Origin of the sequence: Mesorhizobium sp. M2A.F.Ca.ET.037.01.1.1, from assembly GCF_003998075.1 — a bacterium.
Taxonomy (GTDB): Bacteria; Pseudomonadota; Alphaproteobacteria; order Rhizobiales; family Rhizobiaceae; genus Mesorhizobium.
This window is the reverse complement of record NZ_RZSA01000344.1, coordinates 1-6,116: the sequence shown is the minus strand read 5'-3', so window position 1 is coordinate 6,116 and position 6,116 is coordinate 1. Positions and strand designations below refer to the sequence as shown.

General features: G+C 64.7%; 6 protein-coding genes. 5 read left to right on the top strand and 1 reads right to left on the bottom strand.

All coding sequences use genetic code 11. The features are described from left to right. The coding region (locus tag EOA27_RS18000) for an FAD-dependent oxidoreductase (protein WP_145970393.1) at positions 1-963 on the bottom strand (963 nt) is incomplete at its 3' end. Between the two features lie 193 nt (positions 964-1,156). On the opposite strand from EOA27_RS18000, the gene EOA27_RS17995 reads away from it, so the two are divergent. From EOA27_RS17995 to EOA27_RS17975, 5 genes are all read left to right on the top strand, one after another. Further along, positions 1,157-2,314 carry a fumarylacetoacetate hydrolase family protein gene (locus tag EOA27_RS17995; protein WP_126078641.1) on the top strand — a complete coding sequence of 386 codons (1,158 nt, stop codon included), beginning with the start codon at positions 1,157-1,159 and terminating at the stop codon, positions 2,312-2,314. 269 nt (positions 2,315-2,583) lie between these two features. Next, positions 2,584-3,516: a substrate-binding domain-containing protein gene (locus EOA27_RS17990; RefSeq protein ID WP_095818957.1), complete on the top strand. Its 933-nt coding sequence runs from the start codon at positions 2,584-2,586 to the stop codon at positions 3,514-3,516. Between the two features lie 127 nt (positions 3,517-3,643). Continuing rightward, positions 3,644-4,630, top strand: coding sequence for an ABC transporter permease (locus tag EOA27_RS17985; protein ID WP_126078642.1), 987 nt, complete (start codon positions 3,644-3,646; stop codon positions 4,628-4,630). A gap of 4 nt (positions 4,631-4,634) precedes the next feature. Continuing rightward, positions 4,635-5,429 (top strand): ATP-binding cassette domain-containing protein, encoded by a 795-nt coding sequence (locus EOA27_RS17980; protein ID WP_127256816.1) that lies wholly within the window; start codon positions 4,635-4,637, stop codon positions 5,427-5,429. A 59-nt stretch (positions 5,430-5,488) separates the two neighbouring features. Further along, a partial coding sequence (locus tag EOA27_RS17975) for a LacI family DNA-binding transcriptional regulator (RefSeq protein WP_145970392.1) occupies positions 5,489-6,116 on the top strand: 628 nt, incomplete at its 3' end.

Sequence of the window (6,116 nt, the reverse complement as noted above, 5' to 3'; positions counted from 1 at the left end):
CGCGCGTTCGAGATGCGCCCAGTCCGCGGCGCTTGAGGGCCGCGCCATGCGGCCGCGGCCGCCCAGCACCATGCGGCCATCGGGACTCCGGCGGTAGTAGACCAGGATGCGACGGGAATCGGAAACGGCCTGCCCGCCAGGCAGGATGCCGGCGGCAAGCTCCGCCGGTAGCGGCGCGGTGGCGATCTGGAAGGAATGCAGCGGCACGATGGTCTGGGCAAGCCCGGGCAGCAGGCCATCCGTATAGGCATTGGTGGCAAGTACGACCGATCTGCCCCGCAACTCGGCGCCGCCTTGCGTCGAGACCCGCCAGACGCCGGCCTCCTTGGCGAGCTTCACCACTCGCTGCTGCTCGGCGATGCCGGCGCCGGCGGCCGAAGCGACGCGGGCCAGTTCGAGCGTATAGGACAGCGGATCGATGATTCCAGCGCGGCGGTCGAGCCAGCCGCCGAGATAGCCCCTGGCGCCGGTCATCGCCGCGATCTCGGCCTGGTCGAGCAGCTTGACGTCGGCGCCGCGCGAGCGCCATTGGCGGTCGCGGTTGGCGGCGGCCTTCAGCGCTGTCTCGGTGTGCGCCGCCTGGATCCAGCCATTGCGCGTAAACGGCACTGCCAGCTTCTCGTCGCGGATCACGTCGAACACGGCATCGGCCGTCGAGGCGGCGAACGCGACCAGGGCTTCACCACGCTCCTTGCCGAAATGTTCAATCAGCCATTCCGGATCGTATTTGAGGCCGGGAATGACCTGGCCGCCATTGAGACCGGAAGCGCCCTGCCCGATCGCACCAGCATCCAGCACCTGAACGGAAAGGCCGGCCCGCGCCGCATGCAGCGCGGTCGACAGGCCCATGATGCCGCCGCCGACAATGATCGCGTCGAACGTGCCGCCGGATGACAGTTCGGACCGGAAGGCCGGCGCCGTTTGGGGTTTCCGCCAGACCGGATCGAAGAAGGCTGCGGGCAAAGATCACCTCGGCGCTGAAACTTCGTGAAAATCCTATTGTCAATTTCATGAATTTGAAAGAGCGCTCGATAGGCCAGACAAATCCTGGCTATGTGACAGCACAGCCATGGCCCATAAACCTTGGCATCGACGGGATAGACGTTTGCGCTAAATCCGGGGAAAGTGCCGCGCGACAATCGAGAGGAATGATGCCATGACCGATCCGACCCGCCTGCCTGCCGAAGGACTTTTCGTCGGCCGCGCCAGAACCAGCGCCGCTTCTCATCCGCTGGTGGTGACGGCACGGGACGGCGAAGTGATCGACATCACCTCGAGCGCGGCGCCGACGGTGCGCGATCTTTGCGAGTTGAAGGATCCCGCCGACTACCTGCGCTCAGCCAAGGGTAAGGCGATCGGCGTGCTCGCCGACATCGCGGCAAACAGCTTCGAGGCCAAGCGCGACGCCGCGAAGCCCATCCTGCTTTCGCCCGTCGATCTGCAGGCGATCAAAGCCTCCGGCGTCACCTTCGTGGTCAGCCTGCTCGAGCGCGTCATCGAGGAGCAGGCGCGCGGCTCGGCGGAAAAGGCCGACGCCATCCGCGCCGACATCGCCAGCCTGATTGGCCATGACTTGTCGAAGCTCAAGCCCGGTTCGCCGGAAGCGATGGAAATCAAGGCCAAGCTGATCTCGCGCGGGGCCTGGTCGCAATATCTGGAGGTGGGTATCGGCCCGGACGCCGAAATCTTCACCAAATGCCAGCCGATGGCGTCCGTCGGCTTCGGCGCCGATGTCGGCCTGCACCCCGTCTCCACCTGGAACAATCCCGAGCCGGAGATCGCCATGATAGCCGACAGCTCGGGTCGCATCGTCGGCGCCACGCTTGGCAACGACGTCAACCTGCGCGATGTCGAGGGGCGCTCGGCGCTGCTGCTCGGCAAGGCCAAGGACAACAATGCTTCCGCCTCGCTCGGACCGTTCATCCGGCTGTTCGACGAGACCTTCTCGATCGCCGACGTCAAGCGCGCCACGGTGCGACTCAGCGTCGAGGGCGAGGACGGCTTCTCGCTGGAAGGCGCCAGCTCGATGGCCGAAATCAGCCGTTCGCCGGAAGAACTGGTCAAGGCGGCGATGGGGCCGCATCACCAGTATCCGGACGGGCTGGCGCTTTATCTCGGCACCATGTTCGTGCCGTCGAAGGATCGCGGCGAGAAGGGCAAGGGCTTCACCCACAAGGTCGGCGATATCGTCACCATCTCGTCGGAAAAGCTCGGCGCTCTCACCAACCGCGTGCGCCTGTCGCCGGACTGTCCGCATTGGACTTATGGCGCCAGCCATCTGATGCGCGACCTGGCGAAGGCCAATCTTCTCTAGCGCCCAACCGAGGCGACGTTGTCCAACCCCGCCGCAGAGAGCGAGCGCTAACGGCAACGCCTGCCCGAGAAAATAGCGCCTGAACTGATGCAATCTGATGGGATTGCTGATGGCGCGCGAAGCTGTGCCAACATCCATTGGCGATGGAGGCTTGCCATCGTCTGAAAAAGGGAATGCTCTGGACGTTCCGGTCGGCGCTGGCAGGAGACGTGGACAAAGGCCGCGTCGCGCCGATCCAGGAGGAGAGTTTCAACATGGGAGGAAATCGAATGCTTTCGCGGCTAAGACTGCTCGTGCTTGGCTTGATCGCGCTCATCGCCATTCCGGCGATGGCTGAGGCCAAGACGTTCTACTGGATTTCACATGGCGGCCCGGCCGACCCGGTCTGGACCTATTTCCTGGCCGGCGCCAAGCAATGGGCAAGCGACACCGGCAATAAGGTCAACACGTCGTTCCACAATGGCGACGTTGCCTCGCAGCAGGAGGCGATCCGCGCCGCCATCTCGGCCAAGGCCGACGGCATCGTCACCACCAGCCCCGATCCGGGCAGCCTGATCGAGCTCGCCAAGGAAGCGCGCGCGGCCAACATCCCGATCATCAACTTCAACACACCCGACCCGAAAGCCAACTTCAACGCCTATGTCGGCGGCGACAACGTCACCTTCGGCAAGCACTGGGCGCAATACCTGGTCGACAAGGGCCTTGTGAAGAAAGGCGACTTCGTCTGGATGCCGGTCGAGGTTCCCGGCGCCACCTATGGCGTGCAGGAAGAGGAAGGCATCAAGAGCGTCTTCGAGCCGCTCGGCATCACCTATGAAATCACCGAGGCCACGCTCGACCAGGCCGAAGTGATCAGCCGCATGGCCGACTATCTCACCGCGCACAAGGGCAAGGTGAAGGCGATCATCGGCCTCGGCGACCTCGTCACCGGCTCGATCAAGCGGGTGTTCGACCAGGTCGGCGTCAAGGCGGGCGAGATCCCGGTCGTTGGCTGGGGCAATTCGCTCGACACCACGCAGGAAGTGCTGAACGGCTATGTCAACGCCGCGCAGTGGCAGGACCCGCAGGCGACCAGCTATGTGGCGCTGTCGCTCGCCAACATGGCCGCCAGCGGCATCCCCCCGGGCTTCAATGTCATCACCGGCGCGCTCTACGAGAAGGACACCGCCGGCGTCTACGACAAGATCCTGTCCGGCAAATAAGTTCCCGCGCGATTGACCAGCGCCGCGCTTTGCACCTGAAGCGCGGCGCTGGATGCTACCGCCGCCGGCGCCCGCCGCCATACCCGGCGCGAAATCCGGCCAGTTTCAATCATGTCACGGGTATCTCGTGGAAAATCATTCCTTCGTCCAGCGCCTGATCGGCAGGTCAGAATTCGGCCCCCTTGTCCTGCTCGTCGTCGAGTTGGTCGTGTTCTGGGCCATCAATCCGGACTTCCTCTCGCCGCAGAACATCTCCAACATCCTGGCCTTCACCGTCGAGCTCGGCCTGATCGCGCTGGCGATGACGCTGTTGATGACATCGGGTGAATTCGACCTTTCCGTCGGCTCGCTGTTCGGCTTCTCGCCAGTGCTGATGTGGACGCTGTTCAACAGCGGCGTCACCTCGCTGGAGGTGGGCCTGCTGATCGCGCTAATCGTTGCCGCGCTGATCGGGCTGGTCAATGGCTGGTTCGTCACCCAGCTCAAGATCCCGTCCTTCCTGGTCACGCTCGGAATGCTGCTGGTCGTGCGCGGCACGGCGCTCTTCGTCACCGACGGCTTCCCGCAGCGGACCTGGAGCGCCGAAGGCAGCTGGCTGGCCGATATCCTCGTCGGCGACTTCTATGTCGGGCCGTTCCGCATCTACGCCTCGCTTTTCTGGTTCATCGGCGCCGCGATCATCCTTGGCTATGTGCTGACGCAGAGCCGGACCGGCAACTGGATCCAGGCCGCCGGCGGCAATCCCAATGCGGCGCGCGCCCGCGGCGTCAACGTCAACCGCGTCAAGGTCGGTCTGTTCGTCCTGTCGGCGGTGATGGCTTCGCTGGCCGGCGTGATCTCGTCGCTGCGCACCTCCGCGGCCAACCCCAACAGCGGCACCGGCTATGAGCTCGAGGTTATCGCCATGGTGGTGATCGGCGGCACGGCGCTGACGGGGGGACGCGGCACCATCATCGGCACGGTGCTCGGCATCCTGATCCTGCGCGTCATGCGCAACGGCATCGTGCTGATCGGGGTGCCGGGGCTTGCCTACAACATCTTCATCGGCGCGATCATCCTCGGCATGATGGCGCTGCATTCGTGGCTCGAACGCCGGCACCAGGCAGGGACTTAAGACGATGGCCGAGCCTCTGATCCGCATGGCAAACATCCGCAAGTCCTACGGGCGCGTGCAGGCGCTGGTGGACGCCAATTTCCACGTCAACGAAAAGGAGATCGTCGGCCTGCTCGGCGACAACGGCGCCGGCAAGTCGACATTGATCAAGGTGCTGTCGGGCGCCGTGCCGCTGACCAGCGGCGACATCTTCGTCCGCGGCAAGAAGGTCAATTTCCGCAGCACCAGCGACGCAATCGCTGAGGGCATCGAGACGATCTACCAGGACTCGGCGCTGGTCACGCAGCTGTCGATCGCGCGCAACCTGTTCCTCGGCCGCGAGCCGATCAAGCCGCCGCGCTTCCTGAACCGCATGGACCAGGAGGCGATGAACGCGGTGGCGCGCGACCTTCTGCGGCAAGTCGGCATCACCAAGAACATCCCGCCGACGACGCCGATCGGCTCGCTGTCGGGCGGCGAGCGGCAGGCGGTCGCAATCGCGCGCGCCATGCATTTCGACAGTGATCTCATCATCCTCGACGAGCCGACCAACAATCTCGGCGTCGCCGAGACGCAAGGTGTCTTGAGCTTCGTGCGCAGCGCCCGCGACTCCGGTCATTCCTGCATCTTCATCGCGCATAACATCCACCACGTCTTCCAGGTGGTCGACCGCATCGTGGTGATGCGCCGGGGCAAGGTGGTGGCCGACGACATCGATCCGAAGAAGACGACGGTGGCCGAGGTCGAGCGCGTCATCACCGGCATGTCGGACAAGGAAATCCGGGATGCGATCACCGACGGCCGGGAACCGCATGGCTGATTTCGGCAGACTTTGACTTGGCGTGACAGGGGCTCGCATCCCATCCTATGACTGGACCCATGAAAGCCACCGTAGCCGACATCGCCAGGAGCTGCGGCCTGTCGACCGCGACCGTCGACAGGGTGCTGAACAACCGTCCGGGCGCAAGTGCCGCCAACCGGCAGCGCGTGATGGAAGCGGCCAAGCAGCTCGGCTATCTGCCGACACTCGACCAGGTCGTGCTGCCCTCGAAGCCGGCGCATCTCGAATTCTTCCTGCCGATCGGGTCCAACGCCTTCATGGCCGATCTTGCCCATCACATCGAGGACTATGCGGCGCGCCTGCCCCTGGTCGCGTCGTGCCGCATCCACAATCTTGCCGGCATTTCGCCCAGCGCGCTGCAGAGCGCTGTGGAGAATCTGTCGCTCAAGGCCAATGGCGTCGGCGTCATCGCCGTCGATCACCCGCGCACGCGCAACATCTTGCGCGAGCTGGTCGAGGCGGGAATCAGGCTGGTCACGCTGGTCTCAGACGTGCCAGCGGCGCCCCGCTCGGCCTATGTCGGCATCGACAACCGCGTGGCGGGCCGCACAGCGGCGCTGCTGATGGGGCGCTTCCTCGGCGGCCGCACCGGGCATCTGGCGATGATGGTCGGCTCGCGCTCCTATCGCGGCCATGAAGAGCGCGAGATGGGCTTCCGCTCAGCAC